The sequence below is a fragment of the Streptosporangium sp. H13245 genome (assembly GCF_055690525.1).
In genome coordinates, this window is the sequence record NZ_JBSZKT010000008.1 from 91,614 (window position 1) to 108,454 (window position 16,841).

Annotated in this window: 14 protein-coding genes; 8 read left to right on the forward strand and 6 right to left on the reverse strand. The window is 71.0% G+C overall.

Annotated elements, in window-relative coordinates:
* Positions 1–409 precede the first annotated feature (409 nt).
* From ACW9TB_RS16085 to ACW9TB_RS16115, 7 genes are all read left to right on the forward strand, one after another.
* Positions 410–2,902, forward strand: a complete 2,493-nt coding sequence (locus ACW9TB_RS16085; RefSeq protein WP_472748826.1) for an ATP-binding protein — start codon at positions 410–412, stop codon at positions 2,900–2,902.
* A gap of 146 nt (positions 2,903–3,048) precedes the next feature.
* On the forward strand, positions 3,049–5,415 hold the full coding sequence (locus ACW9TB_RS16090; RefSeq protein WP_472748827.1) for a type IV secretion system protein: 2,367 nt from the start codon (positions 3,049–3,051) through the stop codon (positions 5,413–5,415).
* A gap of 2 nt (positions 5,416–5,417) precedes the next feature.
* Positions 5,418–6,104 carry a hypothetical protein gene (locus tag ACW9TB_RS16095; protein WP_472748828.1) on the forward strand — a complete coding sequence of 229 codons (687 nt, stop codon included), beginning with the start codon at positions 5,418–5,420 and terminating at the stop codon, positions 6,102–6,104.
* 172 nt (positions 6,105–6,276) lie between these two features.
* Positions 6,277–7,374, forward strand: coding sequence for a C40 family peptidase (locus ACW9TB_RS16100; protein WP_472748829.1), 1,098 nt, complete (start codon positions 6,277–6,279; stop codon positions 7,372–7,374).
* A gap of 14 nt (positions 7,375–7,388) precedes the next feature.
* Entirely contained in the window at positions 7,389–7,802 is a 414-nt protein-coding gene (locus tag ACW9TB_RS16105; protein WP_472748830.1) for a (deoxy)nucleoside triphosphate pyrophosphohydrolase, read from the forward strand.
* 107 nt (positions 7,803–7,909) lie between these two features.
* Complete coding sequence (locus tag ACW9TB_RS16110; protein ID WP_472748831.1) at positions 7,910–9,898, forward strand: hypothetical protein; 1,989 nt, start codon at positions 7,910–7,912, stop codon at positions 9,896–9,898.
* Between the two features lie 117 nt (positions 9,899–10,015).
* Positions 10,016–11,419, forward strand: coding sequence for a DNA polymerase III subunit gamma/tau domain-containing protein (locus tag ACW9TB_RS16115; RefSeq protein ID WP_472748832.1), 1,404 nt, complete (start codon positions 10,016–10,018; stop codon positions 11,417–11,419).
* A 105-nt stretch (positions 11,420–11,524) separates the two neighbouring features.
* On the opposite strand, the gene ACW9TB_RS16120 is transcribed toward ACW9TB_RS16115, so the two are convergent.
* Both ACW9TB_RS16120 and ACW9TB_RS16125 read right to left on the reverse strand, forming a co-directional pair.
* On the reverse strand, positions 11,525–11,665 hold the full coding sequence (locus ACW9TB_RS16120) for a hypothetical protein (RefSeq protein WP_472748833.1): 141 nt from the start codon (positions 11,663–11,665) through the stop codon (positions 11,525–11,527).
* A gap of 77 nt (positions 11,666–11,742) precedes the next feature.
* Positions 11,743–11,916, reverse strand: coding sequence for a hypothetical protein (locus ACW9TB_RS16125; protein WP_472748834.1), 174 nt, complete (start codon positions 11,914–11,916; stop codon positions 11,743–11,745).
* Positions 11,917–12,058: 142 nt separating this feature from the next.
* Here ACW9TB_RS16125 and ACW9TB_RS16130 point away from each other — a divergent pair, with 142 nt between their 5' ends.
* On the forward strand, positions 12,059–12,493 hold the full coding sequence (locus ACW9TB_RS16130; RefSeq protein WP_472748835.1) for a MarR family transcriptional regulator: 435 nt from the start codon (positions 12,059–12,061) through the stop codon (positions 12,491–12,493).
* A gap of 88 nt (positions 12,494–12,581) precedes the next feature.
* Here ACW9TB_RS16130 and ACW9TB_RS16135 read toward each other — a convergent pair whose 3' ends face one another.
* The 4 genes from ACW9TB_RS16135 to ACW9TB_RS16150 form a co-directional block, all read right to left on the reverse strand.
* The gene (locus tag ACW9TB_RS16135) at positions 12,582–13,343 is read right to left on the reverse strand and encodes a succinate dehydrogenase/fumarate reductase iron-sulfur subunit (protein ID WP_472748836.1); all 762 of its coding nucleotides are present in this window, start codon (positions 13,341–13,343) and stop codon (positions 12,582–12,584) included.
* A 2-nt stretch (positions 13,344–13,345) separates the two neighbouring features.
* Positions 13,346–15,253 (reverse strand): fumarate reductase/succinate dehydrogenase flavoprotein subunit, encoded by a 1,908-nt coding sequence (locus ACW9TB_RS16140; protein WP_472748837.1) that lies wholly within the window; start codon positions 15,251–15,253, stop codon positions 13,346–13,348.
* A 9-nt stretch (positions 15,254–15,262) separates the two neighbouring features.
* Positions 15,263–16,048, reverse strand: coding sequence for a hypothetical protein (locus ACW9TB_RS16145; RefSeq protein WP_472748838.1), 786 nt, complete (start codon positions 16,046–16,048; stop codon positions 15,263–15,265).
* A 330-nt stretch (positions 16,049–16,378) separates the two neighbouring features.
* Positions 16,379–16,828, reverse strand: coding sequence for a response regulator (locus ACW9TB_RS16150; RefSeq protein WP_472748839.1), 450 nt, complete (start codon positions 16,826–16,828; stop codon positions 16,379–16,381).
* Positions 16,829–16,841 lie beyond the last annotated feature (13 nt).

The following is a 16,841-nucleotide window of genomic DNA, read 5'->3' on the forward strand; positions in this document are numbered from 1 at the left end:
GAGACGAGGTGCGGGTGGTGAGGCAGGCCGGGGTCCGTGCGAGCGGGTCGCGCCGGACGCGGGTGAACGGCTCGTACGAGGTCCGTACGAGCGGGCTGGATCAGGTTGGTATGGGCGGTTTGGCGAGGCAGGCCGGGGTTCGTATGAGCAGGCCGGATCGAGTCGGTATGGGCGGTTCGGTGAGGCAGGCCGGGGTTCGTGTGAGCGGGCCGGATCGGGTTGGTACGGGTGGCGGGGTTCGTGTGAGCGGGCTGGATCGGGTTGGTACGGGTGGCGGGGTTCGTGTGAGCGGGCTGGATCGGGTCGGGACAGGCGGCGGGGTTCGGGTGAGTGGGCGCTGCGGGATCCGGATCGGCGAGGGGTCCGGAGGCCGGGGCGGCAGGGCCGCGCGAGCGGTGGGGGAGGGGCCGTGAGCCGCGCCTCCCGGACGCGCAGCCGGCTCGCCGTCCGCTACTTCGACGACCGGATCCTGCTCACCGACTCGTCGGTCTGGGCCTACTTCAGGCTGCCGACCGTGAGCTACGAGTTCATCACCCCCGAGGAGCGGGAGGCGCTGGCCACCAACATCACGATCGCGCTGGCCGCCATCCGCATGCCCGACGCCGAGGTCCACCTGCGCGTGGCGCACCGCACCTACCCCGCCGCCGAGTGGGCGATGGCGCTGAACGCCACCTCCGACGAGGGGCAGGGCTGGCGCGACTACCTGGAGGACATGTACCGCCACGTCTGGGCCAAGGACTTCTGGACCAAGGAGGTCTACCTCGGCGTGCGGCTCGGCACGCGCGGGCGGCAGCTGGGCACCGGCGTCCTCTCGCAGCTCTTCGGCTTCTACCAGCGCAGCGAGAAGGCCCTGGGCATCGAGGACGACCACGTCCCCAAGGCGGAGATCGCCAAGTGGTCCGAGCAGGCGGAGCGGCTGGGCAGGGCGCTGTCCGCCAGCGCGCTGTACGCCAGGCACGCCACCTCCGTCGAGCTCGCCTGGCTGTTCCAGCACGCCACGACCGGCTCCCTCGGCGACCCCCCGGCCTCGGCCAGCCCCAAGCGCAGGTGGGGGCAGGGGGAGATCGAATCCCTCGTCGAGGGGCAGATCCACAACGGCAGGGCGCTGTTGCGGATCGAGCAGCCGCAGGGCGACTCCTACGTGGCGCACATGTCCTTCGCCCGCTTCCCCGACCTGATGCCCTTCCCCGACGGCGAGCCCTGGATGCACTTCGCCGACCAGCTGCCCTTCCCCGTGGAGATCAGTTCGAGGATGCGGCTGATCCCGCCGGTCAAGGCGAGCAAGGACGTGGCGCGCAAGCTCGCCCACGCCCGTGACATGGACATCCACATCCGCGAGGCGGGCGCGGAGGCGCCGCTGGCCCTGGCCGAGCAGATCGACGCGGCCAGGATGCTGGAGCACGGCATCACCAAGGAGCGCCTGCCGTTCGTGTACGGCTGGCACCGCCTCATCGTGTCGGCCCCGACCGAGGAGATCTGCGTGCAGCGGGTCGAGGCGGTCGTGGAGCACTACCGCGACATGGGCATCGACATCGTCAACTCCACCGGCGACCAGTTCTCGCTGTTCTGCGAGACGCTGCCGGGGGAGCGGGTCCGGGTCAACGCCTACGCGCAGCGGCAGCCGCTGCGCACCATCGCGGGCGGCATGGCCACCGCGACCGTCGACCTGGGCGACCGGGTGGACGAGAGCGGTTCGGGCTGGATGGGCCCGTACGTCGGGGAGACCCTGGGCCGGGCCCGCAGCATCGTGCACTTCGACCCGCTGGTGGCGGCGACGCGCAACCGGCCGACGGCGATCGCCATCACCGGCGAGCCCGGCGGCGGCAAGACCACGCTGGCGCTGCTGATGATCTACCAGATGGCGCTGCGCGGGGTGACGGTCGCGGTCATCGACCCCAAGGGCGACGCCGAGTCGCTGGTGCAGCTGCTGCGGAAGCGGGGCAGGAAGGCGCGGATCATCCCCCTCGGTTCCGCGGCTCCCGGCCTGCTGGACCCGTTCTCGTTCGGCGACGACCTGGCGGCGAAGAAGACGATGGCCACCGAGACCCTGCGCCTGCTGCTGCCCCGGATGTCGGAGGAACGCGAGTCGGCGATGATCCAGGCGGTCGCCGCGGTCTCCAACGCCGAGGACCCGTCGCTGGGCAAGGTCGTCGACTTCCTGGAGCAGACCGAGGACGCCGCCTCCAAGAACCTGGGCGCGGTGCTCCGCTCCATGTCTGACATGCATCTGGCCAGGCTCTGCTTCGACCCCTCGGGCGGCGACCAGATCGACACCGAGGGCTGGACCACGGTCTTCACCCTGGGCGGCCTGACGCTGCCCGACGCCTCGACCGGCCGCGACGACTACTCGTACGAGCAGAGGCTGTCGGTGGCGCTGCTCTATCTCGTCGCGCAGTTCGCGCGGGGTCTGATGAACGGCCTGGACCGGCGGACGCCCAAGGCGATCTTCCTGGACGAGGCGTGGGCGATCACCTCCACCCCCGAGGGAGCCAAGCTGGTGCCCGAGGTCAGCCGGATGGGCCGCTCCCGCAACACGGCGCTGGTCCTGGTCTCGCAGAACGCCGGAGACCTGCTGAGCGAGCAGGTGACGAACTGCCTGTCGTCGGTCTTCGCGTTCCGCTCCACGGAGCGGGTCGAGGTGGAGCACGTGATGGCGCTTCTCGGCGTCGAACCCTCCGAGGAGCACAAGGCGGTGCTGCGCTCGCTCGGCAACGGCGAATGCGTCTTCCGGGATCTGGACGGTCGCGCGGGCCGTATCGGGGTGGACCTGATCTCGGATGAGCTGCTGCGCTGGCTGGACACGAATCCGACCCACGACAAACCCGACGAGAAAGTGCATGATCTTCCTGGGGGCGACAGAGTCGGTAGGCCGGGGGCTGCGGCGCTGGAGGTGCGGTCATGAAAGGCTCCCTTAAGGGGCTTCTTGAGGGCTCTCGCGAGAGACGGTCCGGTTTTCGCGGGCTTCGTGAGTTCCGTGAGAGAAGCGGGTTTCGTGAAAAGAGCCCGCTTCGCGGGAGACGGCTGGGCAGGCGGGTCGCCATCGGGCTGGTGGCGCTGACCGCCTTCTTCGCGTTGCCGCTGGCGTTCCCCGGCGGCACGGCCACGGCCGCCGCCGCGGCTCCCTGCGACATGTCCCCCGACCTGTCCCCGGACATGGTCTCCGGAGGCGTGGACGGCCTGATCCAGCCGCCGCTCCCCGACGCCGCCCAGCCGGGCGCCCCGGCGGCGCAGACCCCGACGGCGCAGGCCCCGGCGGTCCAGGGCAACTACGCGACGTACGGCATGAGCGGCCAGTTCTGGCACACCCACCTGCTCGGCTGCGACGACATCGCGGCGGTGATGGGCAACGCGATGGCCAACACGGTCTTCCTGTGGGCCAAGGCGCTGGACCGGCTCACCATCACGACCTACCAGGCGGCGGCCACCGAGGGCCCGCTGGAGTCGATCAAGAACGTCGTCGACGACATGGTGGTCCGCCTGGCCGACGCCATGTACTGGCCGTACCTGCGGCCGCTGGTGATCCTCGGCGCCATCTGGCTGGCCTGGTACGGGCTGATCCGCAAGCGCGCCACCACCACCGCCGAGGGCGTCATCTGGATGGTCCTCGCGGTCACGGTGGCGGTCTGGTTCTTCAGCCGCCCCGGCGACCTCACGGGCCTGGGCAAGGTCGTCACCGACAAGACCGGCGAGGTGGTCAACTCCGCCTTCTCCGGGCTGCCCGGCGCGGGCGGGACCTCCTGCCTGCCCGCCAAGGGCGAGGCCAACCCGCAGGTCAAGGGCAGTGGGTACGGCCAGAGCGGTGTGCCGGGCGTCGACCAGAACTCCGACGCGCTCTGGTCCACCCTGGTCTGCAAGCCGTGGTTGATGGGCCAGTTCGGCACGGCCGACGCCAACGCCCCCATCATCAAGATATTCGGCGCGAAGCTGCTGGAGATCCAGACGATAGACGCGGCCGAGATGAAGGCCGAGCAGATGCCGGAGGCGAACTCCCACCAGGCACGATACGAGACGGAGATCGCCGACAAGCTCCAGAACACGCCGGTCTTCCCCCTTTTCCAGGGCAAGGACTGGACGAGCCGCCTGGGGGTCGCGATCGGCGCCTTCATGGCCGCGATGGTCGCGGGGCTGCTGATCTTCCTGGTGGCGGTCTCGCTGCTGGTCCTCAAGGTGGGCTTCCTGCTGCTGCTGATCCTCGCGCCGGTCTTCCTGCTGATCGGCGTCCATCCGGGATCCGGGCGGATCATCGCGATGCGCTGGGTGGAGATGCTGATCGGCACCCTGCTGAGACAGGCCGTGCTGGCCCTCGTCCTCGGCGTGCTCGTGTACGGCTACGCCCTGATCATCTCCACGGCGATGCCGTGGGGCATGCAGGTCATGTTCATGGCGATCCTGACGATCGCGGTGTTCTTCTACCGGCGGCCGTTCCAGCACCTGTTCTCGTCCATGGACGGGCACACGCTCACCACCCGGATGCTCGGCGACGCGGCGACCGCGCCGACCCTGCAGCGGGCGGCGGCGGCGCTGCCGCCGGTCGCGGCGGTCAGGGCGGGGCGGTGGGGTATGCGCAAGGCCGAGCCGATGCTGCAGGCGGCGGCGATGGCCGGAGGGGCCGGTGTCGGCGCGGCTGCGGCGGCAGCGGTCGCCCAGGGCAGGGTCCGCGGCGAGGACGGCGGTGCCACGCCGACCACACCGTCGGGCACCCGGGTCCCGACCGGCGCCCAGCCTGCGCCGCTCGACACCGACCCCCAGGCGGCGGGCCGACGCAGGGGCACCGGCAGGCCGGTCACCGCGGCCCGTCCCGGCGCGGCGCCGCCGCTCAACCTCTCCGGAGCCGGTACGGGAGGCACCGCGCCCCCCAGCCGGTCCGGGGGCTCCTCAGGGCGCGGCTCGGGCGGGTCGTCGAGCGGTTCCGGCGGCTGGTTCGGCGGCCGTTCGGGTGGCTGGGCCCCGCAGGGCGGCTCGGGATCGCGTAACGGCGGGTCCTCGTCCCCCTCGGTCAGGCCCTCGGCGCCCTCGTCGGGCAGGTCCTCGGGGTCCTCGGGGTCTTCCGGCTCCTCGGGTGGCAGTGGCCGTTCCGGCGGGAGCATCTTCGGCGGAGGCTCCTCCCGGGGCTCTTCGAGCTCCGGTTCCTCCCGGGGCTCCTCGGGCTCCGGTTCCTCGCGAGGCGGCTCGGGATCGCGGAACGGCGGCGGGTCCTCCCGGGGCTCCTCGGGTTCCGGCGGCTCGAGCGATTCCGGCGGGAGCATCTTCGGCGGAGGCTCCTCCCGGAGCTCCGGCGGCTCACGGAACCGTGACTCGGGAGGCAGGTCGTCCGAGGCGCCTCCGCTCTGGATCACCAGGCGGGCGGAGCGCGGCGGGGAGGCCGGTGAGCCGCCGCCGTTCTGGCTGCGCCCGTCCAACCGCGGCAAGGACTGACAATGATCGAGGGAGGCAGCCGGCGGGGAGCCGTCTTCGCGGTGCTGGTCGTGATACTCGCCGCCGTCGGCGTCTACCTGACCATGTGGCCGGACAGCGGAGAGGGGCCGGAGAACCGGACGGAACCGGCGGGCGTCACCCGTACGGTGGCGTCGGGGCAGGAACCGGCCGCGGAGCCGGCGCGTCCGGCGGCGACGGCCAGCAACGCGCCCTTCGACGTCTACTCCTACCTGCCGATGACCAAGCAGGAGCTGGCCGCCGCCGCCGACTACGCGCAGCGGTTCACCGCCGAGTACGGCACGTTCAGCTACGACGAGGACCCGGCGGTCTACGGCGACCGCCTCAAGGGGTACGTCACGGCGGAGTTCTCGGGGGCGCTGCTGCGGACCGTCACCTCGCCGGGCACCGTCGAGGCGAACAAGGCCGACGAGATCGTCTCCGTCGGGGCGGCGCGGGTGAAGGAGATCCGGCAGATCGACAGCGCCTCGGTGGTCTTCGTGGTCGTCGGCACCCAGAACGTCACGGCCAGGAGCGGGGTGAACGAGAGGACCGCGGAGTACGCCGTCACGCTCATCCAGGTCGGCGCCGACTGGCGGGTCCACGATCTCCAGCCCGCGGACTCCGGCCAGGAGGGGGACAACCAGCTCTCCGAGCCCGGTGCGACCGGCGAGACCGGCGAGACCGGATGAGCGGCGAGATCACGTACGGCCGAGAGCGACCGTGCGGGGCCGCGCACCGCCGTGACGGGATCACGCCGGGCGGCGTGATCCCGTACGGACGTGACGGGACGGACGCCGGGGTCGCGTACGGGCTGAAAGGCGTGGTCCCGGACGGGCCGAGGGGGACGGGCGGCGGGGGCGGATGAGGGACAACAAGCACCTCCGCCTCGCGCTGATCCTCGGCGTCGCCGCGCTCTGCCTGGTCACGCTGATCATGGCGCCGATGATGATGATCAGCAGTTTCCCGTCCTTCCCGTCGATCACCGGGGCGGCGCGGCCCGAGTGCGGCGACACCGCGCGGCAGGCGGAGGACCAGTCGGAGACCGCGACGTCCGACATCCCCGAGGAGTATCTGAAGCTGTACCGCGAGCACGGCCGGAAGATCGGCGTGCAGTGGAACGTGCTCGCCGGGGTCGGCAAGCGCGAGACCAACCACGGCCGTTCCACGCTTCCCGGCGTCCAGAGCGGCACCAACTACGCGGGCGCCGCCGGGCCGATGCAGTTTCTCATCAGCACGTGGGGCGGCAAGGCCAAGATCAAGATCCCGTCCACGTTCAACGGCTACGCCTCCGACGGCGACGGAGACGGCTGGGCCGACGTGTACAACCCGGCGGACGCCATCCTAGGCGCGGCCAAGATGCTGAAGCGGAACGGCGCGCCGGAGGACGTGCGGCGTTCGCTGTTCGTCTACAACCGTGCCTGGTGGTACGTCGACCAGGTCATGGAGATCGCCGAGAAGTACGCCAAGGACGGCGAGGTCACCGTCCCGCCCGAGGCGGACGACAGCTGCGACGAGCCCATGCTGGAGGCGGCGCCGACGAGCACGGTGGCCGCGATCCTCGAGTACGCGCTGGCCCAGCGTGGCAAGCCCTACATCTGGGGCGGTACGGGGCCCGCGGGCTACGACTGCTCGGGGATCATCTACATGGCCTACCGGAGCGTCGGCCTGACCATCCCGCGCACCACGTTCGGCCAGTGGCCGTTCGGGGTGGAGGTTCCCGAGGGGGAGGAGCGGGCCGGAGACCTCGTCTTCTTCAACTCCGGTCCAGGAACCGGCCCAGACCGTCCCGGGCACGTGGGAATGGTGGTCTCCCCGGGCAAGATGGTCGAGGCGAGGTGCCGGTTGTGCGGGCCGATCAAGGTCACGACCTACCGGGAACGCACCGGGATCGTGGGATTCACCCGGCCGCTGCAACACCCCCAGATCCTCGCGCAACTCAAGGCGCGGGAGCAGGGCTGACAGAATCGGGAGCCATGGAAAAGGTCGTTGTGGGCGCCGCCATCGTCGACGGCGACGGGAGACTGCTCGCCGCCCAGCGTGCCGATCCTCCCGAGCTGGCCGGAGGCTGGGAGCTGCCCGGAGGGAAGGTCGATCCGGGCGAGGACGAGCACACGGCACTGGTCAGGGAGTGCCAGGAGGAGCTCGGCGTACTGATCGAGGTGGGCGAGCGCGTCGGCGGCGACTGGGCGCTCGCGGGCGGTTACGTCCTCCGGGTCTGGCTCGCGGTGGTCGCCGAGGGCAAGCCCGAGGCGAGGGAGCATCTGGATCTGCGCTGGCTGGCCGAGGACGAGCTCTACGACGTGGCGTGGCTCCCCGCGGACCTTCCAATCGTCCGGGCGGTACAAGGTCGTCTCAACGATGGGCAAGGTCGGTTCAATAAGGATTGATCGACTCCGCAGCGTGACATAACTGCTACTGGACGTGGCGATGTCGCGTGTCCGTACCCGGGGAACGGAGATATGCGGTGACCGTATGGTGGCGTGGTGCTGGGTTCGTGTCAGCGGTCGGAGCGGGGGTGCTCACCCTCGGAGCCTCGGGGGTGTACGCCGTCCAGATGGGCGAGCCGGCACCGCTGCCCCTCGACCTGGCCGCCGTCGCCGACTCCGGTAAGGCCGACTCCGGTACGCGGGCGCGGGGGAACCGCGCCGAGCAGGTGATCCGCTACCGCATCCGGTTGCGGGGACCGGGCGGCGACGCGCGGCTGGCGGTCATGACGACCCCCGCCGAGGCGCTCAGGGGTATCGAGTGCCCCGAGGAGACCAGGTCGTCGGCGCCCCTCCCCAAGGGGGCGGGGGTGTGCGTGATCGGCGCCCTGCCCGCCGAGGGCGGCACCGTCGACGTGTTGCTCGCCGTGCCGAAGCACCCGCGGGACCTCACGGTGTCCGCCCTGGCCCGGATGAGCGGGCCCGACGGCAAGCTGGTGAGGCAGCAGGCCCAGGGCACGATCAGGAGCACGGACGCGGCGATGAGGCCGGGCGGGGGTGTCGCCGGAGGGCTGGAGACGCTGGAGCACGCCCGTGCCACGCGGGAGGACAGGGTCGCCGAGACCCGCACCGACGCGACCGGGTCCGCCGGGCCCCGCGTCCGGCTGGGGGCGCCAGGTGCCGCCAGCATGGTCCTCAAGGCCCCCCAGGCGGCCGAGGAGACCGGGGGTGCCCCGTTGGTCGCGCCCGAGGTTTCGGAGGCGCAGAAGGCCGAGCAGCGCATGTCGGAGTTCCTGCTCGACATCGCCGGGAAATCGTTCGCCGTCCCGGCCCCGGTGCCGGGCGCGGCGGGTGCGGGCCCCGCCGGTCCTGGGACGGGAGCGAACGGCACCGCTGCGGCCCCGGCCCGTCCGGGAACGCAGCCGGTGGGCCCGCGGACGCCCGCGCTTCCCGGTGAGCCGGGAGCGACGGGAGGCCCGGCGGCCTCCCACGAGACGCGGGTCACCGCGCCGGGCACACGCCAGGAGGCCGGTGCCCCGCCAGTGGCCCCGGTGGCTCCCGCCCCGGTTCCGGACGATGCCGCCCCCGGTCGTCCCGCGGGTCCGGTCCCCGGCGGCGTCGCGGCCCCGGACACCGCGCCGGAGGCCGGTACGGGGACACCCGGCCAGGGACCCGTACTGCCCGCGCCCCCCGCGCTCCAGGGACAGAACGGCAGGAACCACGCGGCCATGGGTCCTCAGGCGGGTGGCAAGGCGACCGGGCGGAAGGCCCGCGATCGACGTAACGCGGCCGGACGGCCCGGTGCGCGCGGTCAGGGAGCGAACCGGCAGGGCCTCCGGCAGGCGGTTCCCGGCCGGCCGGGAATCGGCCAGCCGGTGATGGGGCTGCCCGGGGTGCCGCAGCTGGGACCCGGACAGCCGGGACTCCAGCCGATGGGTCCCGTCTACCCCGGAGGCGGCCAGAAGCTGCCCGGACGGCCCGGAGCGCGCCCGCCGGTGGTCGGGCCGATGCCTCCCGGCCAAACGGGTGTCGGCCAGTGGCCCGCCGGGCAACCCGGCAGGCCCGGCGCCGCGCCTCAGATGCCGCTGCCCCAGGTGCCTCCGGGCTATCCGGGGATCGGGCAGCCCGGCGTACCGCAGCAGGGGCCCGGCGGGCCGATGGGCGGGCCCATGCCCGTGCCCGGCTACCCGGGAGCGGGACAGCAGCCGGGTGGAGCGCAGGTGCCGGGCGCGCAGGGGCCCATGACGCCGCCGATCGCGATGGGCATGGCGGGGGCCGGTCAGATGCCCGGTCTGGCGAACGGTCTCCAGCTGCCGCAGGCGGGTCTCTTCCCCGCCGCGCAGGTCCCCCTTTCGCAGGACCCGCGCCCGCAGGGAGCGCCCCTCCCGCAGGACCTCGACGGTCCGAACGGCCAGGTCCAGCCGGTGGCCGAGTCAAGCCCGCTCATGACGGGGGTCCGGGGTCTCCCGGCGGTGGGCGCGGCGGTGGGCGCGCTGCTCGGCCTCCTGTGGCTGCAGAGGAGGATCCAGCGCCGTCGCCGGTCGCGACACGTTTTGTAAAACGCGGTTTACTGTTACTTTTGCCCAACTAGTATTTCTTTGACGTGTTCATGGTTGATTGCGCGGAGGGCACCGGTGACGCGAGCACGGCACAGGGCAGCTGTCTCCGCCGCTGTGATGTCCATAGGACTCAGCGGCGTCGTCCTGCTCGCCCTGGCGCCGCTCACCGGATCCTCCGCGGCCGGGGCGACCATCAGGACGATGGTCGTCGAACCCTCGCAGATCGAGGGCTGTGACGTCGACCCCGCGGGGCCCTGTGAGGAGCCCACGCCGATCGTCACCGTCACGGTCACCGAGGATCCCCAGGGCGGCGCCGAGGAAACCGCGGTGCCGCAGAAGACCGTGACCACCACGATAACCGTCCCGGCGTCGCCGAAGCCTCCCAAGGCCACGAAGACCACGGCCCCGCCGCCCCCGCAGGAGACGGCGGTCGCGCCGCCGCCGGTCCAGGAGACCACCGCCCCGGTGGTCCCGCCCGCGGACACCGGCACGCCGGAGAACAACGACCCCCAGTTCCCGCCGACCACCCCCGCGCCGAACCAGCTGCCCACCGTCACGCCCGCGCCGTCCGACACCGCCACGCTCGACGAGAGCGCCTCAGGCACCTCGGTGTACGAGATCCGCAACGCGGGGTCCGAGTTCGACGGGGCCACGCTGAGCCGCCAGCTCGGCGTCCCGGCGCTGATCCTGGTGCTGCTGGTGCTGTTCGCCGTACTGATCTTCGAGGGCAGGCTGCGCCGCCTGGCCCACGCCGCGGCCGTCCGCCGGGCGGGCCCGCGCGCGATGGGCCGCGACCCGATGGACCCGATGGCCTACCCCGGCGGTCCCGGCTACGGCGCGGGCCCCTACCAGGGCGGCACGGCGTACGCGCCGATCATCAGCTTCGTCCCCATGCAGATGTACGCCCCGGTCTACCCGGAGGGCTACAGCCCCGAGCAGTATCCCCAGGGGTACGACCAGACGACGGCGTACATGCCCGCGCCCGGCTACGAGCAGCAGCCGGTCGCCGGTCACGGTGACCCGTACGACCCGCGGCACGGGCAGTCGCCCTACGGCCCGACGGTCCAGGACGGCACGGCGGCCACGTTCCAGGGCACCTCGCAGTTCCAGGGCACCTCACAGGGGCCCGACCTTCCCGAGGGGCGCCTTCCGCAGGGGGCGCCGGAGTTCCCCGGGGCGCCGTTCCCGCAGGAGCCCGCCCGGGGCCTGGAGTTCGACGGCCCGCGCGACGACTTCCGGCCGTTCGGCACCGCTCCCGGTGACGCCCCCGGCCAGGGAACTTCGCCGGACCGGCCGCTCCACGACGGCTTTGCACCGCTCGGCCCTGAGCGCGAGGCCGGGTCCCTCGGGCCCGAGCCGCAGAGCAGCCCCGGCGACGGGCCTTCCGCCGAGCCGACCCCGACGGCGGTCTATCCGCTCCCCGGCCAGGACACCGGAAAGCCCTCCGAGGAGGACACCGGCAAGCCCTCGGGCGAGGAGACCGGCAAGAAGAAGCGCGGCCTCTTCCGCCGCTCCACCTGACGCACCCTCCGGGCGCGGGGCAGGACGTTCACGGCCGGGCCGTGGACGGGGCGGGAAGCGGCGGGCTCAGCGGCGCGGCGTCGGTGCCCAGCACGTCGTACCCGGTCAGCGGACCACCCAGTAGCGGGGCGCTGACGCCGCCACGCTGAGCGCCGCGCCCAGCGGCGCGAACGCGAGGGTCCGCCCGGCGGGGCCGAACATGGCGACGATGGCCGACATGGCCTGGGGCACCATCAGCGCGGCCACCGCGCCCTAGCCGTCCGCCGACGCGTCATGGCGGCGCCGATCGGGAAGAGCCGTCCGCCGGTGATCGGCAGCAGGGCTTAGCCGACGAGGCTCCAGTGCGCGGCGCCGAGGTCGCGCTGGATGCGGGGCAGCGCGATGCCGGGGATGGCCGCGTCGGCGTTGTCCATGAAGGCCGCGCTCAGCGCGATACCGAGGACGATCCGGCGTCGGCGGGATACGGGTGGGCCGGTCTGGGCAGGGGGCGCTGGCATGACTCCTTCCCGGAGGATCGACTATTCTTTTCGCACCAAAATAGAGACTCTCTATGTTCGAGTCTCTCTATTTTAGAGAGAATAGAGAGAGGGGACCGCCGTGCCAACAGAGCCGGAAGGCCGCCGAGAGATGATCATGGCCGTGTCCGACCAGGGACGCCTGACGGCCATCCAGCTGGCGCTGTTCCACGTCGGCGTGGCCGGCCGGGCCGGGATCAACGTGACCGACTTCAACTGCCTGGCCGTCCTCGACAAGGAGGGCCCGCAGACCCCCCACGACCTCGCCGTACGGATAGGGCTGACGCGCGGCGGCGCCATCACCGCGGCCGTGGACCGCCTGCAGAAGGCGGGATACGTGCGCCGCAGCCGGGACGGCGCCGACCGGCGCCGCGTGCTCGTCGAGCTGGTGCGTGAGGGCCCCTACGGCGCGCTGCAGGAGATCCTGGCGGACGTCAACCGGGCCTACGCGGATCTGGCCGGGAGCTACAGCGACGCGGAGCTGACGATCATCCACGACTTCGCCGTCCGCGCCAACGACATCATGCGGAAGCAGACCCGGCAGCTGCTGCCGGACTAGACCGGGCCCGGCCGCCGACGCGAGACGACGGCGCCGCCCCCGGGAGAGCCCGTGGGCGGCGCCGTCGTGAAACGCGGGAAGAAGGGGGTCAGGTCTTCGAGCTGGAACGCTTGAAGATCTTGTTGCCCAGCCAGACCAGCGGGTCGTACCTCCGGTCGACGACGCGCTCCTTCATGGGAATCAGCGCGTTGTCAGTGATCTTGATGTGCTCGGGGCAGACCTCGGTGCAGCACTTGGTGATGTTGCAGTAGCCGAGACCGTGCTCCTCCTGGGCGGAGTCCTTGCGGTCGGCCACGTCGTACGGGTGCATGTCCAGCTCGGCGATCCGCATCAGGAAGCGCGGACCGGCGAAGTTGGTCTTGTTCTCCTCGTGGTCGCGGATGACGTGACAGACGTTGTTGCACATGAAGCACTCGATGCACTTGCGGAACTCCTGGGACCGCTCGACGTCGATCTGCTGCATCCGGAACTCGCCCGGCTTCACGTCGGCCGGAGGGGTGAAGGACGGGATCTCCCTGGCCTTCTGGTAGTTGAACGACACGTCCGTGACGAGGTCCTTGATCACCGGGAACGTCCGCATGGGCGTGACGGTGATCGTCTCCTCCTCGGTGAAGGTGGACATGCGCGTCATGCACCCGAGCTTCGGCCTGCCGTTGATCTCCATCGAGCACGAGCCGCACTTGCCGGCCTTGCAGTTCCAGCGGACGGCCAGGTCGGGGGCCTGGGTGGCCTGAAGCCTGTGGATGATGTCGAGGACGACCTCGCCCTCGTTCACCTCGACCGTGAAGTCCTCAAGCTTGCCCTCGCCGCCCTCGCCCCGCCAGACGCGGAACTTCGCCTTGTAACTCATGGTTACTCCTTGGCCAGCGCGTCAAAGGCGGCCAGCTCTTCCTCGGTGATGTACTTCTTCAGCTCGTCGCGGTCGAACAGCTCGATGAGGTCGTCCCGCATCGGAGGCTGCACCTGCTCCCGCACCGTGACACCGGAACCGTCCGGGGTGAGGGCGCAGAGCAGGATCTTGGTCCGCCACTCGGGCGACATGCCGGGGAAGTCGTCGCGGGTGTGGCCGCCTCGGCTCTCCTGGCGCAGCAGCGCCGCCTTCGCCACGCACTCCGAGACCAGGAGCATGTTGCGCAGGTCGAGGGCGAGGTGCCAGCCCGGGTTGTAGATGCGGCTGCCGGCCGCGCCGACGCCCTGGGCCCGCTCCTTGAGCTTCTCCACCGCCTCCAGCGCCTCGGAGACCTCCTCGGCCTTGCGGATGATGCCGACCAGCTCGTTCATCGTCCGCTGCAGCTCGTGGTGGACCTCGTAGGGGTTCTCACCCGCGCGCTCCAGCGGGGCCAGCGCCTCCGCGCTCGCCTCGGCCACGGCCTCCTCGGAGATCCTCGGCCGGGCCGCCAGGCCGTCCACGTACGAGGCCGCTCCGGCTCCCGCGCGGCGGCCGAACACCAGCAGGTCGGACAGCGAGTTGCCGCCCAGCCGGTTGGAGCCGTGCATGCCGCCGGAGACCTCACCGGCCGCGAACAGGCCGGGCACGGCCGCCGCGCCGGTGTCGGCGTCGACCTCGACGCCGCCCATGATGTAGTGGCACGTCGGGCCGACCTGCATGGCCTCCTTGGTGATGTCGACGTCCGCCAGCTCCTTGAACTGGTGGTGCATCGACGGCAGCCGCCTGATGATCTCAGCGGCCGGGAGGCGGGTGGAGACGTCGAGGTAGACGCCGCCCTGGGGTGATCCGCGGCCCGCCTTCACCTCGGAGTTGATGGCCCGCGCGACCTCGTCGCGGGGGAGCAGCTCCGGAGGGCGGCGGTTGTTGGCCTGGTCGGTGTACCAGCGGTCGCCCTCCTCCTCGGAGGTGGCGTACTTGTCCTTGAACACGTCGGGGATGTAGTCGAACATGAAGCGCTTGCCCTCGGAGTTCTTCAGCACCCCGCCGTCACCGCGGACGGACTCGGTGACGAGGATGCCCCTGACCGAGGGCGGCCAGACCATGCCCGTGGGATGGAACTGGATGAACTCCATGTTGATCAGCTTCGCGCCGGCCAGCAGGGCCAGCGCGTGACCGTCGCCGGTGTACTCCCACGAGTTGGACGTGACCACGTACGACTTGCCGATGCCGCCGGTGGCCAGCACGATCGCGGGGGCGTCGAACAGGATGAGCTTGCCGTTCTCCCGCCAGTAGCCGAAGGCCCCGGAGATCGCGCCGCTCCCGCCGGGACCCGTCTCCTTGAGCAGGCGGGTGACCGTGCACTCCTGGAAGACCTTGATGTACGCCTCGGCGTCGCCGTGCAGTCTCTCGTCCTCCTGCTGGAGCGCGACCACCCGCTGCTGCAGGGTGCGGATCAGCTCCAGGCCCGTGCGGTCGCCGACGTGGGCCAGCCGGGGGTACTCGTGCCCGCCGAAGTTACGCTGGCTGATCTTGCCGTCCTTGGTGCGGTCGAACAGCGCGCCCCAGGCCTCCAGCTCCCAGACCCGGTCGGGGGCCTCCTTGGCGTGCAGCTCGGCCATCCTCCAGTTGTTGAGGAACTTGCCGCCGCGCATGGTGTCGCGGAAGTGCACCATCCAGTTGTCGTCGCTGTTGACGTTGCCCATTGCGGCGGCGGCGCCGCCCTCGGCCATGACCGTGTGCGCCTTGCCGAACAGCGACTTGCAGACGATCGCCGTCCGCTTGCCCTGCTGGCGGGCTTCGATGGCCGCCCGCAGACCCGCACCGCCGGCGCCGATGACGACGACGTCGTATTCGTGACGCTCGATTTCCACAGGAGATCCTTATGCGAACGGGAAGGCGATGATGCCCTTGGCGACCAGGCGCACGTAGAGGTCGGCGCCCATGACGGAGAACATGGAGACCAGCGCGAGCTGCGAGTGCCTGGCGTTGAGCTTGGAGACGAAGCCCCAGGCCCGGTAGCGGATCGGGTGCTTGGAGAAGTGGTTCAGGCGCCCGGCCGTGATGTGCCTGCAGGAGTGGCACGACAGGGTGTACAGGTTGATCAGGATCGCGTTGACGATCAGGATCCACGTGCCCAGCCCCGCGGGCCTCTCGATCAGGGCCTTCACGGCGTCGTACGCCAGGATGAGGCCGACGACGATCGCCGCGTAGAAGAAGTAGCGGTGGACGTTCTGCAGGATCAGCGGGAACCGCGACTCACCGGAGTACTTCTTGTGCGGCTCGTTCACCGCGCAGGCCGGGGGCGAGAGCCAGAACCCCCGGTAGTAGGCCTTGCGGTAGTAGTAACAGGTGAAGCGGAACCCCGCGGGAAGGCCGAGGATCAGCAGGCCGGGGGGCAGGGTGTACCAGTCGCCGAAGGGGGCGAAGCCGAACAGTCGTGCGTCCGGCGGGCAGCTCGTCGCCAGACAGGGCGACGCGAACGGCGCGTGGTACGGCGACACGAAGTAGCTTGTATCAAAGATCGCCCACGTGGCGTAGACGAGGAATGCCGTGAAAATGATGAAAGTGACCAGCGGATAGCGCCACCACTGGTCGGTTCGCAGAGTGCGCTCCTTGATCTGCGCACGTTGCCTTCTGGCCGGGCTCTCGGCCGTTGTCTGGGTCATCGAGACCTCTCCACCTCCCGCGGACCCCGCTCGCCCAGGGGTCCGGGTTGTTTCAGTTGTGCCGCGCGCTGGCCATGGTCGCGCCGGCTCACACGTGCGCGCGCATGTTGGTGGGGGCTACGTTACGACGGCGCCTAGGGGTTGTGTGCAAGGGGTCTCTCACAATTTCACCGACCCGGTGTGATTCCTGTCACGTTCGCCTGCCAAGGGTACCTCGCCTGCGACGTCTCACGAGGTGGACGATCACAGGGAGGTCTCGGGGGGCCATAGACACAGGCGCGGCGGGTGGGCAACCCCTAAAATTCGTCCCCGCGCGCGCCCCCGGGGCCGTCAGTAGTGCTGGCCGGAGTTGGGCAGTTTGACGACGGTCACGAAGAAGTCGTCGATCCGCCGGACCACGCTGATGAACTGGTCGAAGTCGACCGGCTTGGAGACGTAGGCGTTGGCGTGAAGGTTGTAGCTGCGCAGGATGTCCTCCTCGGACTCCGACGTGGTCAGCACGACCACCGGGATCCCGCGGAGCCTCTCGTCGGCCTTGATGTCCTGGAGCACCTCCCGGCCGTCCTTGCGGGGCAGGTTGAGGTCGAGCAGGATCAGGTCGGGCCTGGGCACGTCGGCGTAGTCGCCCTCCTTGCGCAGGAAGGCCATGGCCTGCTCGCCGTCGTTGACCACGTGCAGCTTGTTGCGGACCTTGTTGAGCTCGAACGCCTCCCGCGTCAGCAGGACGTCGCCCGGGTCGTCCTCGACCAGGAGCACGTCGATCCAGCGCAGGTCATTCATCGGTTCCTCCAGC

Bases quoted from the DNA above. Each gene is read 5' to 3' on its own strand.
- ACW9TB_RS16100 (WP_472748829.1), top strand. From the start codon at position 6,277: ATGAGGGACAACAAGCACCTCCGCCTCGCGCTGATCCTCGGCGTCGCC.
- ACW9TB_RS16115 (WP_472748832.1), top strand. From the start codon at position 10,016: ATGTCCATAGGACTCAGCGGCGTCGTCCTGCTCGCCCTGGCGCCGCTC.
- ACW9TB_RS16145 (WP_472748838.1), bottom strand. From the start codon at position 16,048: ATGACCCAGACAACGGCCGAGAGCCCGGCCAGAAGGCAACGTGCGCAG.
- ACW9TB_RS16125 (WP_472748834.1), bottom strand. From the start codon at position 11,916: ATGCCAGCGCCCCCTGCCCAGACCGGCCCACCCGTATCCCGCCGACGC.
- ACW9TB_RS16150 (WP_472748839.1), bottom strand. From the start codon at position 16,828: ATGAATGACCTGCGCTGGATCGACGTGCTCCTGGTCGAGGACGACCCG.
- ACW9TB_RS16095 (WP_472748828.1), top strand. From the start codon at position 5,418: ATGATCGAGGGAGGCAGCCGGCGGGGAGCCGTCTTCGCGGTGCTGGTC.
- ACW9TB_RS16105 (WP_472748830.1), top strand. From the start codon at position 7,389: ATGGAAAAGGTCGTTGTGGGCGCCGCCATCGTCGACGGCGACGGGAGA.
- ACW9TB_RS16135 (WP_472748836.1), bottom strand. From the start codon at position 13,343: ATGAGTTACAAGGCGAAGTTCCGCGTCTGGCGGGGCGAGGGCGGCGAG.